15 protein-coding genes are annotated in these 19,210 nt (G+C 60.3%); 10 read left to right on the top strand and 5 right to left on the bottom strand.

The window, feature by feature from the left end; translation table 11 throughout:
* Positions 1-19: 19 nt before the first annotated feature.
* A complete protein-coding gene (locus ACZ0A4_RS08975) occupies positions 20-1,444 on the top strand; it encodes an MFS transporter (protein WP_463574169.1) in 1,425 nt (474 codons plus the stop codon).
* Between the two features lie 9 nt (positions 1,445-1,453).
* The gene (locus ACZ0A4_RS08970; protein WP_463574167.1) at positions 1,454-2,725 is read left to right on the top strand and encodes a condensation domain-containing protein; all 1,272 of its coding nucleotides are present in this window, start codon (positions 1,454-1,456) and stop codon (positions 2,723-2,725) included.
* Between the two features lie 98 nt (positions 2,726-2,823).
* Here ACZ0A4_RS08970 and ACZ0A4_RS08965 read toward each other — a convergent pair whose 3' ends face one another.
* The 4 genes from ACZ0A4_RS08965 to ACZ0A4_RS08950 all read right to left on the bottom strand — a co-directional run bounded on the left by ACZ0A4_RS08965 (position 2,824) and on the right by ACZ0A4_RS08950 (position 7,755).
* Positions 2,824-5,223, bottom strand: a complete 2,400-nt coding sequence (locus tag ACZ0A4_RS08965) for a TonB-dependent siderophore receptor (protein ID WP_463574166.1) — start codon at positions 5,221-5,223, stop codon at positions 2,824-2,826.
* 67 nt (positions 5,224-5,290) lie between these two features.
* Entirely contained in the window at positions 5,291-6,253 is a 963-nt protein-coding gene (locus ACZ0A4_RS08960; protein WP_463574165.1) for a FecR domain-containing protein, read from the bottom strand.
* Positions 6,244-6,762: a sigma-70 family RNA polymerase sigma factor gene (locus ACZ0A4_RS08955; RefSeq protein ID WP_463574164.1), complete on the bottom strand. Its 519-nt coding sequence runs from the start codon at positions 6,760-6,762 to the stop codon at positions 6,244-6,246. Before ACZ0A4_RS08955 ends, ACZ0A4_RS08960 begins: the two co-directional genes overlap by 10 nt.
* A gap of 84 nt (positions 6,763-6,846) precedes the next feature.
* Positions 6,847-7,755, bottom strand: a complete 909-nt coding sequence (locus ACZ0A4_RS08950; protein WP_463574162.1) for a helix-turn-helix domain-containing protein — start codon at positions 7,753-7,755, stop codon at positions 6,847-6,849.
* Between the two features lie 162 nt (positions 7,756-7,917).
* Here ACZ0A4_RS08950 and ACZ0A4_RS08945 point away from each other — a divergent pair, with 162 nt between their 5' ends.
* The 8 genes from ACZ0A4_RS08945 (at position 7,918) to ACZ0A4_RS08910 (ending at position 18,115) form a co-directional block, all read left to right on the top strand.
* Entirely contained in the window at positions 7,918-9,276 is a 1,359-nt protein-coding gene (locus tag ACZ0A4_RS08945; protein WP_042704900.1) for a glutamine synthetase family protein, read from the top strand.
* A 160-nt stretch (positions 9,277-9,436) separates the two neighbouring features.
* Positions 9,437-10,525 carry a polyamine ABC transporter substrate-binding protein gene (locus tag ACZ0A4_RS08940; protein ID WP_463574161.1) on the top strand — a complete coding sequence of 363 codons (1,089 nt, stop codon included), beginning with the start codon at positions 9,437-9,439 and terminating at the stop codon, positions 10,523-10,525.
* A complete protein-coding gene (locus ACZ0A4_RS08935) occupies positions 10,522-11,823 on the top strand; it encodes an NAD(P)/FAD-dependent oxidoreductase (RefSeq protein ID WP_463574160.1) in 1,302 nt (433 codons plus the stop codon). Before ACZ0A4_RS08940 ends, ACZ0A4_RS08935 begins: the two co-directional genes overlap by 4 nt.
* Before the next feature lie 179 nt (positions 11,824-12,002).
* Entirely contained in the window at positions 12,003-13,658 is a 1,656-nt protein-coding gene (locus tag ACZ0A4_RS08930) for a PqiB family protein (RefSeq protein ID WP_463574159.1), read from the top strand.
* Positions 13,659-13,675: 17 nt separating this feature from the next.
* A complete protein-coding gene (locus ACZ0A4_RS08925) occupies positions 13,676-14,227 on the top strand; it encodes a PqiC family protein (RefSeq protein WP_463574157.1) in 552 nt (183 codons plus the stop codon).
* Between the two features lie 220 nt (positions 14,228-14,447).
* Positions 14,448-15,461, top strand: a complete 1,014-nt coding sequence (locus ACZ0A4_RS08920; RefSeq protein ID WP_463574155.1) for an iron ABC transporter substrate-binding protein — start codon at positions 14,448-14,450, stop codon at positions 15,459-15,461.
* Positions 15,462-17,060, top strand: a complete 1,599-nt coding sequence (locus ACZ0A4_RS08915) for an ABC transporter permease (RefSeq protein WP_463574154.1) — start codon at positions 15,462-15,464, stop codon at positions 17,058-17,060.
* On the top strand, positions 17,057-18,115 hold the full coding sequence (locus tag ACZ0A4_RS08910) for an ABC transporter ATP-binding protein (protein ID WP_463574152.1): 1,059 nt from the start codon (positions 17,057-17,059) through the stop codon (positions 18,113-18,115). The genes ACZ0A4_RS08915 and ACZ0A4_RS08910 overlap by 4 nt, the downstream gene beginning before the upstream one ends.
* Here the strand turns inward: ACZ0A4_RS08910 and ACZ0A4_RS08905 are convergent, their stop codons facing one another.
* Positions 18,116-19,006, bottom strand: a complete 891-nt coding sequence (locus ACZ0A4_RS08905; protein ID WP_463577517.1) for a site-specific integrase — start codon at positions 19,004-19,006, stop codon at positions 18,116-18,118.
* Between the last annotated feature and the right edge of the window lie 204 nt (positions 19,007-19,210).

Genomic DNA, 19,210 nt, shown 5'->3' with positions numbered 1-19,210 from the left:
ATCTAAGGACTGGATAAACATGATGCACACACCCAAGAACGCAACGCTTAATGAAAAACGATGGCAGGCCCTGGCTGTCATCTCGATCATCCAGTTGATACTGCTGCTGGATGCCACCGTGGTGAACGTGGCCCTGCCACGGATCAAACACGAACTGGGACTCACGGACGGGTCCCTGACCTGGGTAGTCAACGCCTACCTCATTACGGCTGGATCGCTGTTGCTGCTGGGCGGAAGGATCGGCGACGCCTTCGGCGTGCGCCGCACGTTTCAGGTCGGCGTAGTGATTTTTGGCGCATTTTCCCTGCTGGCAACCTTTGCTCAGGACGCCACCGTACTGATCATCAGCCGTGCCGGCCAGGGCGTCGGTGAAGCGCTGGCGTCTGCCACCGGACTGGCCATGGTGTCACTGCTGTTTCCCTCCGGCCCCGAACGCGGCAAGGCGTTTGGCATCTGGGCGGCACTGGGTGGTCTGGGCTCGATCATCGGTGTCCTGCTGTCCGGTGTACTGACGCATTATCTGTCGTGGCGTTGGGTCTTCGGGATCAACGTACCGATCGTCCTGCTCCTGATCGTGGCTGCCGCGGTCATGATTCCCAAGTTCACTCACCGTAGTTCCACCCCTCTGGACCTGGGCAACGCTCTGATCCTGGTGGTGGCCGTCGCCGCGACCGTCATGGCCGTGATGGGCTCTGGCATCGAACACCTGCCGGGGCAGCGCATCACGCTTCTGCTACTGGGTATATTGGGTATCGCCGTGGTATTGCGTCGTTGCAAGCGCTCGGAAAACGGCATCATTCCGGCACGCCTGATGACACGCTCCCCGCGTGTGGCTGGTTATGCCATCGTGGCCATCCTGGCAGCCACCTCCGGCGCCCTGTTCTATCTTGGTGTTCTGTTGTTGCAAGACTACCTGGGCCTGACCCCGATGCAGACCGGCCTGGCGTGGCTGCCCTTCTGCCTGGGTTTCTTCCCTGGCATCTTCCTTTCGCAGTTCGTCATGCAACGCTGGAGTCCGCAGGCCGCCGCCGTGGTTGGTCTGGCAACCTCCGCACTGGGTTTCGCACTGTTTGCCTTCGGCGTTCCGCTGCACAACTACTGGCTGGGAATGCTCCCGGCGATGCTGGTGACTTCCATCGGCTTCGGTTGTGTCGCACCGGTTGCCCAATCGTTGGCCACCAGCGACCTTAGCGAGGCAGATGCGGGGGCCGGATCCGGTATTACCACCACCATCCAGCAATTGTTCCAGGTGTTCGGGGTCACGCTTCTGGCAGCTGTGGCCCTGGCGGTCTCCGACAACTCCGGAGTGCCTGCCATCGCCGCCAACGGTTTTGTCGCCGCCTTCGCCGTATCGGCGCTGGCAATGATCGCAGGGGCGGTGCTGATCTGGGCCGGACGCAATGCGCTGGCGCTCGAGCCAGCCCCCGCGAGCCCACAACCGTAGGTTATCGTCATGCATCAGAACTACCTGATCCCCCCCTTCAAGGGGCCACTCACGACGCTGTCCAGCGTCGCGGCACTGCGGGAAAAATGGACCGGGGCGATGCTTGACCAGACAGGGCGCGCCTATAGCGGCGCGCTGCGTCTGGACTTCAGCGCGCAGTGCGACCAGGCACTCGTATTCGAGGCTGTGGCCAAGGTCTTGGCGCGACATCCAATCCTGGCCGCCCGGTTCGGGTTTGAAGACGAACAACTGGTCGGTCGAGCCCCTGCCGAGCAGGCATTGCGCCAAGCGTTGGAGGAGCAATTGAGTGAAGTGCAGGCCACCGTCAGTGACCAGGACTTTCTTGCCTACCGGGCCCGCCACGCCGGTGAACCGGGGCTGCGCATCGTCTCGACGGTAGACGAAACCGGTCTGCATATCTGGATCGGCTTCTGGATTTATACCTGCGATGGCGCATCGATTGATCTGTTGATGGACGATATTGCCCGGTGTTACACCGGCCTGCCCCCGGTGTCCTGCGCGGACTGGAATGACTATTGCCGGTTGCAGCACCTGCCGGCACAGTCAGTCAGCGCGGTGCAGCAATGTGAGATTTACCCGGGGACAGGACCCTACGGGCTTGATGCGTTGCGCCGCAAAAGCGGCAACGCAAAGGGGCGCATGCAGAGCCTGAAATTCACCTCCAGCGTCGCGCGCAGCAGGGTAATGGACTATGCCAGAAGCCTGCGCGTGACACCGTTTGCGCTGCTGTTGGCGATCTATCAGCGGGCAATCAGTGCCGTCAGTGGTGTCGCTACCGTGGTCACGGGAGTGCCTTTTGCCAACCGCCCGGACGCTGCGGTCCAGTCGCTGGTGGGGCCGTTGTCCAACACCATTCCGGTCAGTACCTGGCATGCGCCCGACGAGCCGTTGGCAGCGGTGATCAAACGCGTGCAGCGGGCAGTGATCAATGCCGCGGCGCGTCAGCATCTGGAACCGGCGGCGTTATATCCCGAGGGCATATCTACGCGTACCGCCGGTTTCGAACTGCCGTTTCCCCAGCTGTTCAACGCCTGGAACTCACGCAGCGAAGGCAGCCGTATCGACTTGGGTGAGGACCAGTGGATGAGCCTTAAGCTTTTGCCGAACGATACCTGTCGCGTTTCTTTCGAAATCACCCTGGATGAGCACACCGAGCATATTTCCGGGCGGATCGACATGGACGCCGATGCCTATGGCGAACAGGCAGGCCAGGTCATCGAGCACATGATCCGTGACCTGCAAAGCATCCCCGGCGATTGATCAACAAGGCGTTAAGCAAACATCAGGGGCGGCATCACGCCCGCCCCTGACTTGATCGTTCCCGGGCACACCGGAGCCCAATGTGTTTGGGCGCCCGATCAGAAATCCACGGTCGCCGAAAGCAGATAGGTTCTCGGCGTCGACAACGTCAAACCCGGCTCACTGTCATCCGAAGCGCCTGCCGAACTCCAGTAGCGTTTATCCAGCACGTTCTCGACATTGGCGCGCAGCGTGACGGTTTTCTCATCGACTTTGAACGCATAACGCGTCCCTACGTCGAAGCGCTCCCAGGCGTCGATTTCCTTTTCGTTGGACTGATCCAGATACTGCGCGCTGGAATAAATCCCGCGTCCGGTCAGCGTCAGGCCTTGCACCGTCGGCACATCCCACTCGGCGCCAAGATTGATGTTGTATTTCGGCGTCGCCGGCGCGCGATTGCCGTCGAACGTGCCATTGGTCGTGTGGGTCAGCTCGCTGTCGATGTACATCAAGCCACCGAGCAACCGCAAGCCTTTGAGCGGTTCGCCGAACACGCTCAGCTCCACGCCGTCGTTCTGTCGCTTGCCGTTGGGGCCGAAGACTCGGGTCGTTGCGTTGGTTTCGTAAGCTGGCTGCTTGATCCTGAACACGGCTGCCGTCAACGCATACGAACCGGCGTCGTACTTGGCACCGACCTCGACCTGACGGCTAATAAATGGCGGGAAGATCTCATCCTCATTCACTGATGTCGAAGGCGCAATCTTGCCCTGACTCAAACCTTCCATGTAGTTGGCATACAGCGACAGCTTGTCAGTCGCCTTGAACAGAATGCCGCCCGATGGCGAGACTTTTTCCTCGTCGTAAGCGGTGTCACCTTTGACGTCATCGCTCCAGTCGTCGACCTTCACCCGTTGCCAGCGCGCACCGAGGGTCAACAAAAGCCGATCATCAAAAAAGCCCAAGGTGTCGGACAACGCCACGCCGCTGAAGCGGTTTTCCGTGTAGACCTTGGCGTCATTGCGCGTCGGCGTGCCGGGTTTCGCGGTTTCCACCGGGTCATACAGATTGCTGCGACCGGCCGCATATCGCGCACCGCCATTCTCGAAATCCATATAAAAGTAGCTGGCCGCCAGATTGACTTCGTGGCTCACCGGCCCGGTATGGAACCAGTTGCGCACACCGGCCGTGGCGGTACGGACATTCTCGTCGCGGGTAAAATCACGCGGTTGCACGCTGAAGTCGCCGGCATCGTTGGTCACGGAAACCGCATGTCGAAGGAACTCGTGATTGCTCTTGCGGGCGCCAACGCCGCCGTAGACCATCACCGAATCATTGACATCAAACTCAGCGTTCGCTGTGCCGAAGGTGTCTTTGGTCCGCGCCTGGCTCCACGGTTGCGCATAGTTATCGTGCACGTCGCTGGCGTTGGGCACCTTGGCATTGGCAGCAACTTGCACGCGCTCTTGCGGGGCGTCGGTGTCGCGTTCGGTGTGACCGATATCGGTCGAAAGTCGCAAGCGCTCACCGCGAAAGTCCAGGCCGAGCACCGCCATGTCGCGGTCGACACTCTGATGATCCCACTCCGTGTCACCGGACTGCTTCACCCCGTTGAAACGCAGGCCGAACTGGTTGTCTTCGCCGAAACGGCGGCCGACATCCACCGCACCACCGGCCTGATTATTCGACGCGTAATTGGCCGTCAGTGAAGTGATCGGCAGGTCGGTAGCGCGCTTGGGCACCACGTTGATCCCCCCGCCCACACTGCCTCTCGGCGAAATACCGTTGATGAGCTGGCTCGGGCCTTTGAGGATGTCGACGCGATCGGCCATTTCCATGTCGATTGTGTAAGTCGGCAGAACCCCATAGAGGCCGTTATAGGCCACGTCACTGTTGAACAGACTGAAACCACGGATGGTGAACTGCTCGTAACGTCCACCGGCCGGGTTGGTCGCGCGCACCGATGGATCGCTGGCAATCAGATCACCCAGCGTGCGTGCCTGTTGGTTTTTAACGGTTTCGCTGGTGTAGGTGGTCATGCTGAACGGGGTTTCCATGAAGTCTTTCGACCCCAGCAAACCCTGTGAGCCGCGACGCGCTACCTGGCCACCGGCAAAGACATCGGCGCCTGTCGAATCGCTGGCGCCGAGGATCGAAGTCGGTGCAAGTTGCAGGCTGCCAGCCTCCGGCGCAGGCACCAGGGTGTAAGCGTGCTCGCCTAGCGGTAGCAGTTGCAAACCTGAGCCCAGCAACAACCGGGTAAACCCCTCCTCCACGCCAAACTCGCCGGACAAACCATTGCTGTTGCGCCCGCTGACCAGCGCCGGATCGACAGACAGATTGACCCCGGCCAACCCGGCAAACCGCGTCAACGCTGCACTCAGACTACCCGCCGGCACTTGATAACCGCGCCGGGCGTCTTCGGCCCAGCTCGACTGGATCAACACAGGGCTGGCACTCAGGCTCAGCAGCAGACTCAACTGCAACAACGGACGCAAACGACTTGGGAATACTGCGGGCATTGGAAGACGCTCTCGATTTTGTTCACTTGCCTGGAATGACCAGCGAGGCGAAAAAAAGGGACAGGCTTCAGCCAGTTTTTTCTGAGGGGGGAATATTTCGAGGCGTGAGAGACACCCAGAACCGCGTACGCGTATGAACATCGATCGGCAGGCTCGCCGTGAGCAGTGCGAGGATTTGATCGGTGTTGTCGAGGCGGAAACTGCCGGTGATGCGCAACGCTTCCAAGGCCGGGTGCCAACGCAACTGCCCCGAACGATAGCGACTCAGCTCGCGCAAGAAGTCTCCCAACGCTTGGTTCTGCGCCATCAACACACCGTCGCGCCAGCCCGGCATCAACGCATCGAATGCTTTGACGGAACCTGCGCCAGACGCTTGCAGGCTGACTTGCTGTCCTTGATTCAACACCAGCGCGGGTCCGTGCAACGGCTGTAACTGCACCGCGCCGCTGACGACCGAAACATTGCAGTCACGCTCATTGAGACGCACGCAAACCTCGCTGCGACTGACGATGATCCGGCCGTAAGGCGCATTGATGGTCAGCGCCGAAGTGCCCGGAACGTTGAGCGCGATCTCGCCACGCACCAGCGTCACTTGCCGTGCCGGCAGATCGACATTCACTGCGCTGGCGGTGTTCAGTTGCAACGAACTGCCATCGGCCAACGGCAAACGCAGGCGCTCCCCGGTGCTGGTGTGCAGATCGGCACGCCAGACGTCCATCGGCAATTGTCGACTGATCAGCCACGCCGCCGGCACCAATGCGGCGAGACCGAGCGCACGTTTCAGCGCAGCGCGACGCGCCAGATCCGGACGGTCCAGCGTGGCCATGGCCAACGCCGCCGGCACCGCAGAAAAGCGCTGGCGCAGCAGTTGAATCTTCTGCCAGGCATCTTCATGACGACTGTCACTGCTGCGCCAATGCTGCAGTCGCGCGTGATCGTCATCGGTGGCATCCCCGGATTCAAGCAGCGCCAGCCATTGCGCGGCGGCGCGTGCCACTTTGCGAACTTCTGCGTTGAGCGCTACGCGCATGCTAGATCCAACATCAAGCAATGCTCATAAGCCTTTGCCATATACCGTTTTATGGTTCGTTCGCAGACTTGCAGACGCTCGGCGATTTCGCGGTAACCAAGGCCCTCAAGCTGACTCCACAAAAACGCCCGGCGCACCTCCCGTGGCAAACCATCGAGCAGCTCATCCAGCGCTTGCAGGGTTTCCAGCAGCAGCCAACGTTGCTCGGGCGACGGCACGCAATCTTCGGGCAACTGCGCGAGGGCTTCGAGATAGGCCTTCTCCAGGCTGCGGCGGGTGTAGAAATTGCTCAGCAGGCGCTTACCCACGGTCAGCAGGTACGCGCGCGGTTCACGCATGTCGGCAATCGGTTGAGCGCCGCACAGCACGCGCAGGAAGGTGTCCTGGCTCAGGTCCGCCGCATCCCACGCGTTGCCCATGCGCCGCCGCAGCCAGGTTTCCAGCCAGCCTCGGTGATCCCGGTACAACGCGTGCAGGCTCTGCTCCGATGGCGCCGTTGCTTCAGTCATCTCAAGAGGCCCTGCGCGAAGTAAGAATTCAAATGAGACTGATTCTATTTAACTTCGGTTGGGACACAAAGATCTTTTTGCCGGTTAGCGCAATCCCGAGCGTTTCAGCGTCTCGCTCGGCAGCTCTTTGAACAGCGCCCGATAACTGCTGGAAAACCTTCCCAAATGCCAGAACGACCAGTGCATGGCCACCTCGGCCACGGTGGTTTCCGTCGGCCGGCGCTTGAGCAATTCGCGGTGTGCGCTGTTCAATCGGCGCAGGCGCAGCCAGTGGCTCGGGGTCATCCCGGTGTAGGCCTTGAACGCCTGCTGCAATTGCCGCAACGGCACGCCTGCCACCTGCGACAGTTCAAGCAGGTTGACGGTGTCTTCCGGCGAATCCGCCGCCCACTCCCCAACCCGTTTCATGATCATCCGTTCTTCGCTACGTTTCTGTAACCCGCCGCGATCAAGGGTGCTATGAGCGTTATCGAGGATGAACAGACAGTCTTCCAGCAGCTGCTTGGTCAGCGAATCTTTATCAAGCAGATCAACAGCTTGAGACACCTTCGTGAGAGTCGAGCTTAACCAGCGACTGAACAAAGCGTTCTGCCCGCAATTAAGTTGCGTCATGAACAACCCTTCGAGTTTCGCCACATTCAGACCGTGCTCACGGACAAACTCCGGGCCGAACACCACGGCGATTTCCTGGTAATTCTCCGGGGTGATCCAGATGTTGCGACTTTCTTCGTTGAGCAGGTACAGCGCGTTGTCGCTGCGATCGAAACAGAACGCCAAGGCACCCGACGGCGCGCTGAAATTCTGCTCGACGCGGGTGTTCATCTGCTCTTCATAGACCTCGACACCCTGCAGATCCAGATAGCGGATCTGCCCGGCGAAATGGCCCGGCGACATCTGTTGATAATGCTGGACCCAGCCCGGTGTGACACGGACTTGCTCGGCGACATCGGCGGTATTGAACGCTTGGACTTGTAGCGGATTGCACGTTGTCATGGGGTGACCTTGCGCACTCTTTTGGTGCGCTTTGGTGTTGCTTAAAGTGGATAGATGGAACTGCAAGGCTCGCCCAAGATAGTCGTCAACGCGCCACAGGGGAAGGGGCGGAAGATGAAACCCGCCCTCCCCGGCGTCTATAAAACCAATAACGAGGTCTTTATGAATGCCCCTTTCGATCAGCTGTTCACGTGGCTGAAAGATCACAAGATTACCGAAGTCGAATGTGTGGTCAGCGACCTGACCGGCATTGCCCGCGGCAAGATCGCACCGACCAACAAGTTCCTGCATGAGCGAGGCATGCGCCTGCCGGAAAGTGTGCTGCTGCAAACGGTAACCGGGGATTTTGTCGACGACGACATCTACTACGACCTGCTCGATCCTGCCGACATTGACATGGTCTGCAAGCCCGTGGCTGACGCGGTCTACGTGATTCCGTGGGCGATCGAACCGACCGCCATAGTCATCCACGACACCTTCGACAAGTTCGGCAACCCGATCGAACTGTCGCCGCGCAACGTTCTGAAGAAAGTCTTGCAGCTGTACACCGACAAAGGCTGGAAGCCGATTGTGGCGCCGGAAATGGAGTTCTACCTGACCCAACGTTGCGAAGACCCGGACTTGCCGCTCAAGGCACCGCTGGGCCGCTCCGGTCGTGCTGAAAGCGGTCGTCAGTCGTTCTCCATCGATGCTGCCAACGAGTTCGATCCGCTGTTCGAAGACGTCTATGACTGGTGCGAATTGCAAGGTCTGGACCTCGACACACTGATCCACGAAGACGGCCCGGCGCAGATGGAAATCAACTTCCGCCACGGCGACGCCCTCGATCTCGCCGACCAGATCACCGTGTTCAAACGCACCATGCGTGAGGCGGCACTCAAGCACAACGTTGCGGCGACGTTCATGGCCAAGCCGATCGGTGATGAGCCGGGCAGCGCCATGCACATCCACCAGAGTGTGGTCGACATCGCCACTGGCAAACCGATTTTCGCCAATGAAGACGGGCAGATGAGCGAACTGTTCCTGCACTACATCGGTGGTTTGCAGAAGTACATTCCGAAAGTGCTCCCCATGTTCGCGCCGAACGTCAACTCGTTCCGCCGTTTCCTGCCGGACACCTCGGCACCGGTCAACGTCGAATGGGGTGAGGAAAACCGCACCGTCGGCCTGCGTGTGCCGACTTCCAGCCCGGAAGCCATGCGCGTGGAAAACCGCTTGCCGGGCGCCGATGCCAACCCGTATCTGGCGATTGCCGCCAGTTTGCTCTGCGGATACATCGGCATGGTCGAAGGCATAGCGCCGAGCGCAGCGGTCCAGGGCCGCGCTTACGAGCGCCGCAACCTGCGTTTGCCGATCACCATCGAAGAAGCGCTGACGCAGATGGAAGAGTGCGAGGCCGTTGCGCAATACCTTGGCGACAAGTTTGTCCGGGGTTACGTCGCGGTGAAACGAGCCGAGCATGAAAACTTCAAGCGCGTGATCAGCTCGTGGGAGCGTGAGTTCCTGATGCTCAGCGTCTAATCCAAATCTGCATAAATCCCTGTGGGAGCGAGCCTGCTCGCGAAGGCGCCGGCACAGTCACCATTGATGTTGCCTGACCCACCGCTTTCTCGAGCAGGCTCGCTCCCACAAGGGGAATAGCGAACCACCTGAAAAATCCAACAATTTAAGAGGTGTCGAAATGCATCTGTTGAAATCCGTACTCCCCGTCGCCCTGAGCGTGCTGTTCAGCGCCGTAGCCCAAGCCCAGCCCCAGGTCAGCGTCTACAACTGGACCGACTACATCGGCGAAACCACCCTCGCCGACTTCCAGGCCAAAACCGGGATCAAGGTGATCTACGACGTTTTCGACTCCAACGAAACCCTCGAAGGCAAACTTCTCGCTGGCCGCACCGGCTACGACGTGGTCGTGCCGTCCAACCACTTCCTCGCTCGTCAGGTGAAGGCCGGCGCGTTCCTCAAACTGGATCGCTCACAACTGCCGAATTTCAAGAACCTCGACCCGAAACTGCTCGAACTGCTGGAGAAAAACGACCCGGGCAATGCCCACTCAGTGCCATACCTGTGGGGCACCAACGGCATCGGCTACAACGTCGACAAAGTCAAACAAGTGCTGGGCATCGACCACATCGATTCCTGGGCCGTGCTGTTCGAACCCGAGAACCTGAAAAAACTCACCCAGTGCGGCGTGTCGATGATGGACTCCGCCGACGAAGTCTTCCCCGCCGTCCTTAATTACATGGGCATGGACCCGCGCAGCGAAAATCCGGAAGACTATAAAAAGGCTGAAGCGAAGCTGCTGAGCATCCGTCCGTACATCACCTATTTCCACTCCTCGAAGTACGTATCGGACCTGGCCAATGGCGATATCTGCGTGGCCTTCGGTTACTCCGGCGACGTGTTCCAGGCCGCCAACCGCGCCAAGGAAGCCAAGAACGGCGTGAACATCGCCTACGCCATTCCGAAAGAAGGCGCCAACCTCTGGTTCGATCTGCTCGCGATTCCTGCCGACGCCAGCAACACCAAAGAAGCCCATGCTTTCATTAATTACCTGCTCGATCCGCAAGTGATCGCCAAGGTCAGCGCCTCGGTCGGTTACGCCAACCCGAACCCGGCCGCCAAGCAGTACATGGATCAGGATCTGGTCAACAATCCTGAGGTGTATCCGCCTCAAGAAGTCCTCGACAAACTCTACATCTCTACCACCCCGCCTCAAGCGATCATGCGTCTGATGACCCGCTCCTGGAGCAAAGTGAAGTCGAACAAATGAATCAGTACACCCACGAACACGCCCGTTCCTATTACGCCGCTTCGGCTCGGGCGACTACACCTTATCCGCAACTGGAAGGTGATCTGAGCGCCGATGTCTGCGTGATCGGCGGCGGGTTCACCGGGGTCAACACGGCTATTGAACTGGCGCAGCGCGGGCTGTCGGTGGTGTTGATCGAAGCCCGGCGCATCGGTTGGGGTGCCAGCGGGCGCAATGGCGGCCAGTTGATTCGCGGCATCGGTCATGACGTTGACGGTTTCGCCAAGTATGTCGGTCAGGAGGGCGTGCGCTATTTGCAGCGCGCTGGCATCGATTCGGTGGACCTGGTGCGTCAGCGCATCGGCGACAACGGCATCGAATGTGATCTGCGCTGGGGCTTCTGCGACCTGGCCAACACCCCGGCGCAGTACGCTGCATTCAAGGATGAATTGCTCGACCTCGCCGAACTCGGTTACGCCCACGAAACCCGCCTGGTCAGCCCGGAGCAGATCCGCCAGCAAGTGGTGAATTCCGACCTCTATGCCGGTGGGCTAGTGGACATGGGTTCCGGTCACCTGCACCCGCTGGATCTGGTGCAAGGCGAAGCGCGACTGGCCGCGTCGCTTGGCGTGCAGATTTTCGAGCAGAGCGAAGTGCTGGAAATCATCCATGGCGCGACGGTGCAAGTGCGCTGCGCCCACGGCACGGTGCGCGCTGGCAGCCTGGTGCTCGGCTGCAATGCGCATCTGGACGAACTCGAACAGCAACTCAGTGGCAAGGTGCTGCCGGCCGGCAGTTACATCATCGCCACTGAGCCGTTGTCCGAGGAGCGCGCCGCGCAACTGATCCCGCAGAATCTCGCAGTCTGCGACCAGAAAGTCGGCCTTGATTACTACCGGCTTTCAGCCGACCGACGCTTGCTGTTCGGCGGTGCCTGTCATTATTCCGGGCGCGATCCGGCGGACATCGCGGCTTATATGCGACCGAAGATGCTCAAAGTCTTCCCGCAACTGGCGGACGTGCGCATCGATTACCAGTGGGGCGGGAAGATCGGCATCACCGCCAACCGTTTCCCGCAGGTCGGCCGGCTCAAACAGTACCCGAACGTGTTCTACGCGCAGGGCTATTCCGGGCATGGCCTGAACGTCACACACTGGTGCGCAAAACTGCTCGGCGAGGCGATTCACGCCGGTCACAGCCAAGGCATGGACGTGTTCAGCGGCGTGCCGCACATGACCTTCCCCGGCGGCCCGGCCTTGCGCTCGCCACTGCTGGCACTGGGGATGTTCTGGTATCGCCTGCGGGAAATGCTCGGCTAACGGCGCAAACAGCGCTGTCGCGATCTGATGGTTCCCACGCTCTGCGTGGGAACGATCATCAACAGGGGAATCGCGGTGCATGCGCTATACAGATTTGCTCTATCGCCAAGCACTTCTATATTGATGAGGTGCTTTTGCGTTCCTGACGCTCAGTGCCCAATCAATCGAGGAGGACATGGATGAAGTCGTCAGCCACCGACGAGCCGCGAGCGCCAGGCCAAGCCCCAGTCAAAACCCGCCGTTTCGGCATCTCACTGGTCTGGATCGTGCCGATCGTCGCGGTGCTGGTGGGCATCTCGCTGGTGGTGCACAACCTCATGCAGGAAGGCCCGACCATCACCGTGACGTTCAAGACCGGTGACGGTCTCACGGCCAATAAAACCGAAGTCAAATACCGCAACGTGGTCATCGGGCATGTCTCGGATGTCGAACTGGCCGACGATCACAAAAGCGTGAACGCGACGATCAAACTGGCCAAGCAGGCCGAAAGCTTTACCCGTGAAGATTCGCAATTCTGGGTAGTGCGGCCAAGAATCGGCGCCGGCGGCGTCTCGGGCATCGATACCCTGCTGTCCGGCGACTACATCGGTGCCGATATCGGCGAAGCCAACAACCGCTCGAAAAACTTCAAAGGCCTGGAGAACCCGCCGCCCATCACCTATGGCGAACCGGGCAAAACCTTCTCCTTGCACACCTCTGATCTGGGCTCGCTGGACATCGGCTCACCGGTCTACTTCCGCAAGATCCCCGTGGGCCAAGTAGTGTCCTATGCGCTCAATCCCGATGGTAAAGGCGTCAACATCGAAGTATTCATCCACTCACCCAACGATGCATACGTCACCGAAAACACCCGTTTCTGGAACGCCAGTGGCGTTGATGTCAGCGTCGGCGCCAATGGTTTCGCGGTAAAAACCGAATCGCTGTCGACCCTGCTGGTGGGCGGTATCGCGTTCCGCGCACCGGATTACAGCCCCAACGATAGTGTCGCCGCGGAAAACAAAGACTTCGAGCTCTTCGCCGACCAGACCGCCGCCCTCGCCCCGCCCAACGGCAAGGCGCAGTACCTGAGCCTGCGTTTCGATCAGGCCCTGCGTGGGCTGAAGGTCGATGCGCCGGTCGAATTCCTCGGTGTCGAGATCGGTCGCGTGGTGGCGGTCAATCTGGACTTCGACGAAGTCAAACGGACGTTCCCGGTCAACGTCGGTATCGTCATTTATCCGCAGCGCCTTGGCCGGGCGCACCAGAAAATGCTCAAGGCATTCAATGGCGACGAAAACGACGAAGCCACCGGCGCGCGCCTGATTGGCACCTTTATCGACAATGGCCTGCGTGCCCAGGCCCGTAACGGCAACCTGCTCACCGGTCAGTTGTACATCGCGCTGGATTTCTACCCGAAAGCGCCAAAAGTCGCGTTTGACCCAACCGCCCGCCCGGTCAGCATCCCGACGATTCCGGGCAGCCTCGAACAGTTGCAGGAAAAACTCGAAGCGATGGTCAACAAGATCAACGCACTGCCGGTAGAGCGTATCGCCAGCAACCTCGACAGCAATCTGGTCGAACTGCGCAAAGGTCTGACCCAGTTCAACGCCAAGACCTTGCCGGGCGTGCAGAGCACGCTCGCCGACGTCAGCAAGACCTTGCAGTCTGCCAGTTCAACGCTCGCCGAAGATTCGCCGCAACGCGAGAAACTCACCGAGACCCTCGACGAACTCGGACGCATGTCGCGCTCTCTGCGTGAACTCTCCGACTATCTCGGGCGTCATCCGGAATCGCTGATTCGTGGCCGTCCCGACAACGCGGCACCGCTGGACCTGAAAGGACCGCCACGCAATTGAGCACAGGAGCTGAACCCATGGCATCACCGCTGAAGATTACTGTGCTCGCTGTCGTTATGTTGCTGAGCGCCTGCCGCAGCGACCCGATCAGCTTTCACACGCTGACGCCGGCCCAACCAGGTCACGCTCGCAATGGCTCGGACATCGCGATCGAGGGCATCACCGTGCCGCCGCAAGTCGACCGTCCGCAAATCGTCATCCGCCAAGGCGACAGTGGCCTGGCGATACTTGAAACCGAATGGTGGGGCGCCAGCCTCGCCGATGAGTTGCGCAGTGCCCTGGTCGATCAACTGAGCAACGCCGCCGGCCAGCAGCGAATGTCGGTACGTGTCGACGTGCAGCGTTTCGATTCGATTCCCGGCCAGTACGCTTTGATCGACGTCAAATGGCGCCTGCGTCCACTCGGCGCGACGGACAGCGCCCTGCTGACGTGCCGTTCAGTCCTGCAGACGCCCTCGGGGCCGAGCATCGATGAACTGGTGACGGCGCAGCAGAACAACGTCAAACGTCTGGCTGCACAGATCACTCAGGCTGCCGGCAATGCACGCGGCTGCCCACCCTCCTCCTGATTCCCAACCGCAAAAAAAACTCACGTCAAGACGCACGGCCATCGTGCGTCGTCGAGTCGCTGCTAATCTGAATAGGAATGACATGTATTAACGGTTTTTTTAACGTTTTTTTCTCATTTGCCTGCCTACATTGCCTGCGACTCAACACTTGCAAATCATTCGCATCACATCAATGGCGAAGGTTTGCCTTTAACGTCTGAAAACCCGGAGCCCGCCCGTCATGAGCCCACACATTCCCGCCTTCCTGAAACGCGCCGTACTGGCTACCGCTCTGCTCGGCGCCAGCCAGGCCTATGCGGCTGACGGTGTTGGCTTGCTGGTTTACAACGCCCAGCACGAAAGCCTGACCAAGGCCTGGGTCGCCGGTTTTACCGAAGAGACGGGCATTCCGGTGACGATCCGCAATGGCGATGACACTGAGATGGGCAACCAACTGGTGCAGGAAGGCGCGGCCTCGCCGGCCGATGTGTTCCTCACCGAAAACTCCCCGGCGATGGTACTGGTCGACAACGCCAAGCTGTTCGCCCCGATCGCGCCAGCCACGCTGGAACAAGTCGATGCGGCGTACCGCCCGGCTCACGGCCAGTGGATTGGCATCGCTGCGCGCTCAACGGTGTTCGTCTACAACCCGGCGAAACTGGCGGAAAAAGACCTGCCGAAATCCTTGCTGGATCTGGCCAGACCGGAGTGGAAAGGTCGCTGGGCTGCCTCGCCGGCCGGCGCTGATTTCCAGGCCATCGTCGCTGCTGTGCTGGAGCAGAAAGGCGAAGCCGCCACGCTGGACTGGCTCAAAGGCATGAAAACCAACGCCACCGTGTATCGCGGCAACAGCGCCGTGCTCAAAGCGGTGAATGCCGGGCAGATCGACAGCGGCGTGATCTACCACTATTACAGCTTCGTCGATCAGTCCAAGACCGGCGAAAACAGCAAGAACACCCAGCTTTATTACTTCAAGCATCAGGACCCGGGCGCGTTTGTCAGTACCTCCGGCGCAGGCGTGCTGGCCTCCAGCAAACATCAGGAAGAGGCGCAGAAGTTCGTCAAATACATCACCGGCAAAGAAGGCCAGGAGATTCTGCACAGCGGCACCTCGTTTGAGTACGCAGTCGGCAAAGACGCACCGTCCAACGCGAAACTGACGCCGCTGAAGGATCTCGACGCACCCAAAGTCGATGCGTCGAAACTCGACAGCAAGAAAGCCGTTGAGCTGATGACTCAGGCCGGAATCCTCTAAGTGCTCCCCGAAACCCTACCGGCGCAGGTCGCAGCGGCCTCCTCCGCCAGCCTCAGGCTTAAACCCCGCGCCCTGACCGGGCGCGGTGGCTCTTGGGTGGTCGCGCTGGCCGTCGGCGTTTCATTGTTGTCGTTGCTCCCGATCGCGTTTGTCCTCGGCGTGTCGTGGGCCACCGGTTGGGCGACCATCGAAGCGTTGGTGTTTCGCCCACGGGTCGCGGAACTGCTGATCAACACCGTGCTGCTGGTGTTGATCACCTTGCCGCTGTGCATTGTGCTTGGCACTGCATTGGCCTGGCTGACCGAGCGCACCAATCTGCCCGGTCGACGTCTGTGGTCTTTACTGGCCGTGGCGCCGCTGGCAGTACCCGCGTTCGTGCATAGCTATGCGTGGGTCAGCCTGATTCCTTCGATTCACGGATTGCCGGCCGGCGTGCTGGTGTCGGTGATCGCTTATTTCCCGTTTCTTTACCTGCCGGTTGCGGCGACGTTGCGGCGGCTCGATCCGGCGATCGAAGACGTTGCCGAATCCCTAGGCCTGAAACCTTGGGCGGTGTTCTGGCGGGTGGTGCTGCCGCAACTGCGTCTGGCCATTTGCGGCGGCGCATTGCTGGTCGGGCTGCACTTGCTGGCCGAGTACGGCCTCTACGCGATGATCCGCTTCGACACCTTCACCACGGCGATTTTCGACCAGTTCAAATCGACCTTTAACGGCCCGGCGGCGAACATGCTGGCGGGCGTTCTGGCGTTGTGCTGCCTCGCGATGCTTACCGTCGAATCCGCCGCCCGGGGCAAGGCGCGTTACGCTCGTGTGGGTTCCGGTAGCGCCCGCGAGCAGCGCACGGTGCTGTTGCGTCGCGGCAGCGTCATCCTCGGACTGAGTCTGCAACTGTTGATCTGCCTGCTCGCGCTCGGCGTGCCATTACTGACGCTGGGTCGCTGGTTGATTGCCGGTGGCGTTGAGGTCTGGGGCGGTGGCGAACTGTTGCCCGCGCTCCTGCAAACTCTGTCGTTCGGTGTCGCCGGCGCGCTATTGACCAGTCTGGCGGCGATTCCGATTGCCTGGCTGTCGATTCGCGCGCCGGGCAAATTGCAGCGCTTGCTTGAAGGCTGCAACTACATCACCAGTTCGCTGCCGGGCATTGTTGTGGCACTCGCGCTGGTCACCGTGACCATCCATTTCGCCCGGCCGATCTACCAGACCACCATCACCGTGCTGCTCGCCTACCTGCTGATGTTCCTGCCCCGCGCATTGGTCAGCCTGCGTGCCGGTTTCGCCCAGGCGCCAGTGGAGCTGGAAAATATTGCGCAAAGCCTCGGTCGTTCGCCGCTGCGGGCCTTGTGGCTGGTCACCCTGCGCCTTGCCGCGCCGGGGGCTGCCGCCGGCGCCGCACTGGTGTTTCTGGCGATCACCAATGAACTGACCGCAACCTTGCTGCTCGCGCCTAACGGCACCCGCACCCTGGCCACCGGTTTCTGGGCCATGACCAGCGAAATCGATTATGCCGCTGCCGCGCCCTACGCACTGTTGATGGTGCTGTTATCGCTGCCGCTGACGGCCATCCTCTATCACCAATCCAGGCGCACCGCTGGCCGATGAACGCACTCGAACTGATCTCCCTGAACAAATCCTTTGGCGCGCAGAAAGCGTTGGATGACATCTGCCTGTCGGTGCCGACCGGCAGCCGCACGGTGATTGTCGGCCCGTCCGGCTCGGGCAAAACCACATTGCTGCGGATGATTGCCGGATTCGAATTCCCCGACGCCGGTAGCCTCACGCTCAATGGTCAGATGCTGGTCGACAGCACTCATGCCGTGCCCGCCTATCAACGGCAGATCGGCTACGTACCGCAGGACGGCGCGTTGTTTCCGCACATGACCGTCGCCGCCAATATCGGTTTCGGCCTGGCGCTGACCGGCACGGCCAGAGAGGAACGGATCAAGGAATTGATGGACAGCGTTTCGCTGGACGCCAACATGGCCGAGCGTTGGCCTCATGAGCTGTCCGGCGGCCAGCAGCAACGGGTGTCCCTCGCCCGGGCGCTCGCCCAGCGACCACGACTGATGCTGCTCGATGAGCCGTTCTCCGCCCTCGACACCGGCCTGCGCAGCGCCATGCGCAAAATGGTCGCGCGACTGCTGGAGGACGCCGGCGTCACCACGATTCTGGTGACCCACGATCAGGGCGAAGCGCTGTCATTTGCCGATCAGTTGGCGGTGATGCGCGGCGGACGGCTGGTGCAGTCCGGGCATCCGATGGATCTTTACCGATACCCACACGACGAGCAGACCGCACACTTTCTCGGCGAAGCCGTGGTAATGCCGGCGCGGATCGACTCCGGTCTGGCCCACTGCGATCTCGGCCAGGTGCCGGTCAACAGCAACGGTTTCATTGGCGATGCGCAGATCATGCTCAGGCCGGAACAGTTGCAGGTGTCGGGCGCCGTGCTCGGCACCCAAGGCTGTCCCGCCGTGGTGACCGAACGCGATTTTGCCGGCAACACCTGCACCCTCACGGTCGAACTGCGCTCGTTCGTCAATCAGCAACCCGGCCGCTCGTTGTTGGTCCGCAGCTCCGGCATGCACGCGCCGCCGGCCGGCAGCGACGTACAGTTATCGGTACTCGGTGCTGCTCACATCTTCGCGCTTTCCTGATCACAGATCGAAGCGATCCACCGCTCGCCGCCGCTCGTTGTCATCACGGACATCGTAGTTGGCGGTGGTCTGGATGTTGCTGTGGTGCGCGAGCTTCTGGGCGATCGACAGATCATGTTCTTCGATGACCCGGGTGATAAACGAACGGCGAAAATCGTGGGGCATGATCTTCACCCCGACCTGCGTGCCACGCTGACGGGCGATGTAGTAGATCGCGTGTTTGGTAATGCGCTCGCGGGTGATGTGGCTGCCGCGACGGATACGGTTGAACAGAAAGGCATCATCGCTCTCGCCTTCCTTGAGTTCTGAACGCCGCAACTCCAGCCACGCATTGAGTTTGGCGAAGGCCCAGGCCGGCGCGTACTTGATCAGTTGCTTGTTGCCCTTGCCGGTGACGGTCAGGCTGCGTGCAGTGAAGTCGACCTGATTCAAGTCCAGATCCACCGACTCCGACTTACGCATGCCGGTGCCGTACAACAGCGCAATCACTGCCGCGTCGCGCAGGCCTTGCGGGCGTGGATCGGCGGCGCACACTTCCATCAATTCATGGATCAAAGTGCGCTTCAAGTTGCGCCCCTGCGACAACCGCGTACCGGCAATGCCTTTGACCGAGCGCATCTTCAACAGATGATCCTGAGAGATCAAACTCATCCGCCATGCTTCATTCATCACCCCGCGCACGGCATTCACATAAAGCGAAGAAGTGTTCGGCGCATAGTTGTCTTCGCGTAAGGCGGCAACCAGGGCGACCACATCTTCAGGTTGTAATGCGTGCCAGGGGATTTCCTCGACATTCATGTCTTCAAAGCCGAGACGGTCGGCCGCATCCTGCAAAACGTAGCGCATGGTCAACTGGCTCGAGGGGGCCAGGCGCGCCAGATACAGGGTCATCGGATTGGTTTGGCGGGTTTGCAGCGGTACAACGGACAAGTCAGTCAAACGTAAAGGCCTTGAGTAAAAACAATTCAACACAGCAACTAACAACTGCAACATTTCCCCTATAAGGGGGACACTTCCGTAGGACTTTTCTACTAAAAACGACGATAAACGGTAGAAGTCTGAACAGCGGCTGTATGAGTTCTAGATAAACGATTC

It is taken from the genome of Pseudomonas sp. AC172 (genome assembly GCF_979258595.1).
This window is presented reverse-complemented; position numbering and strand designations above follow the sequence as displayed.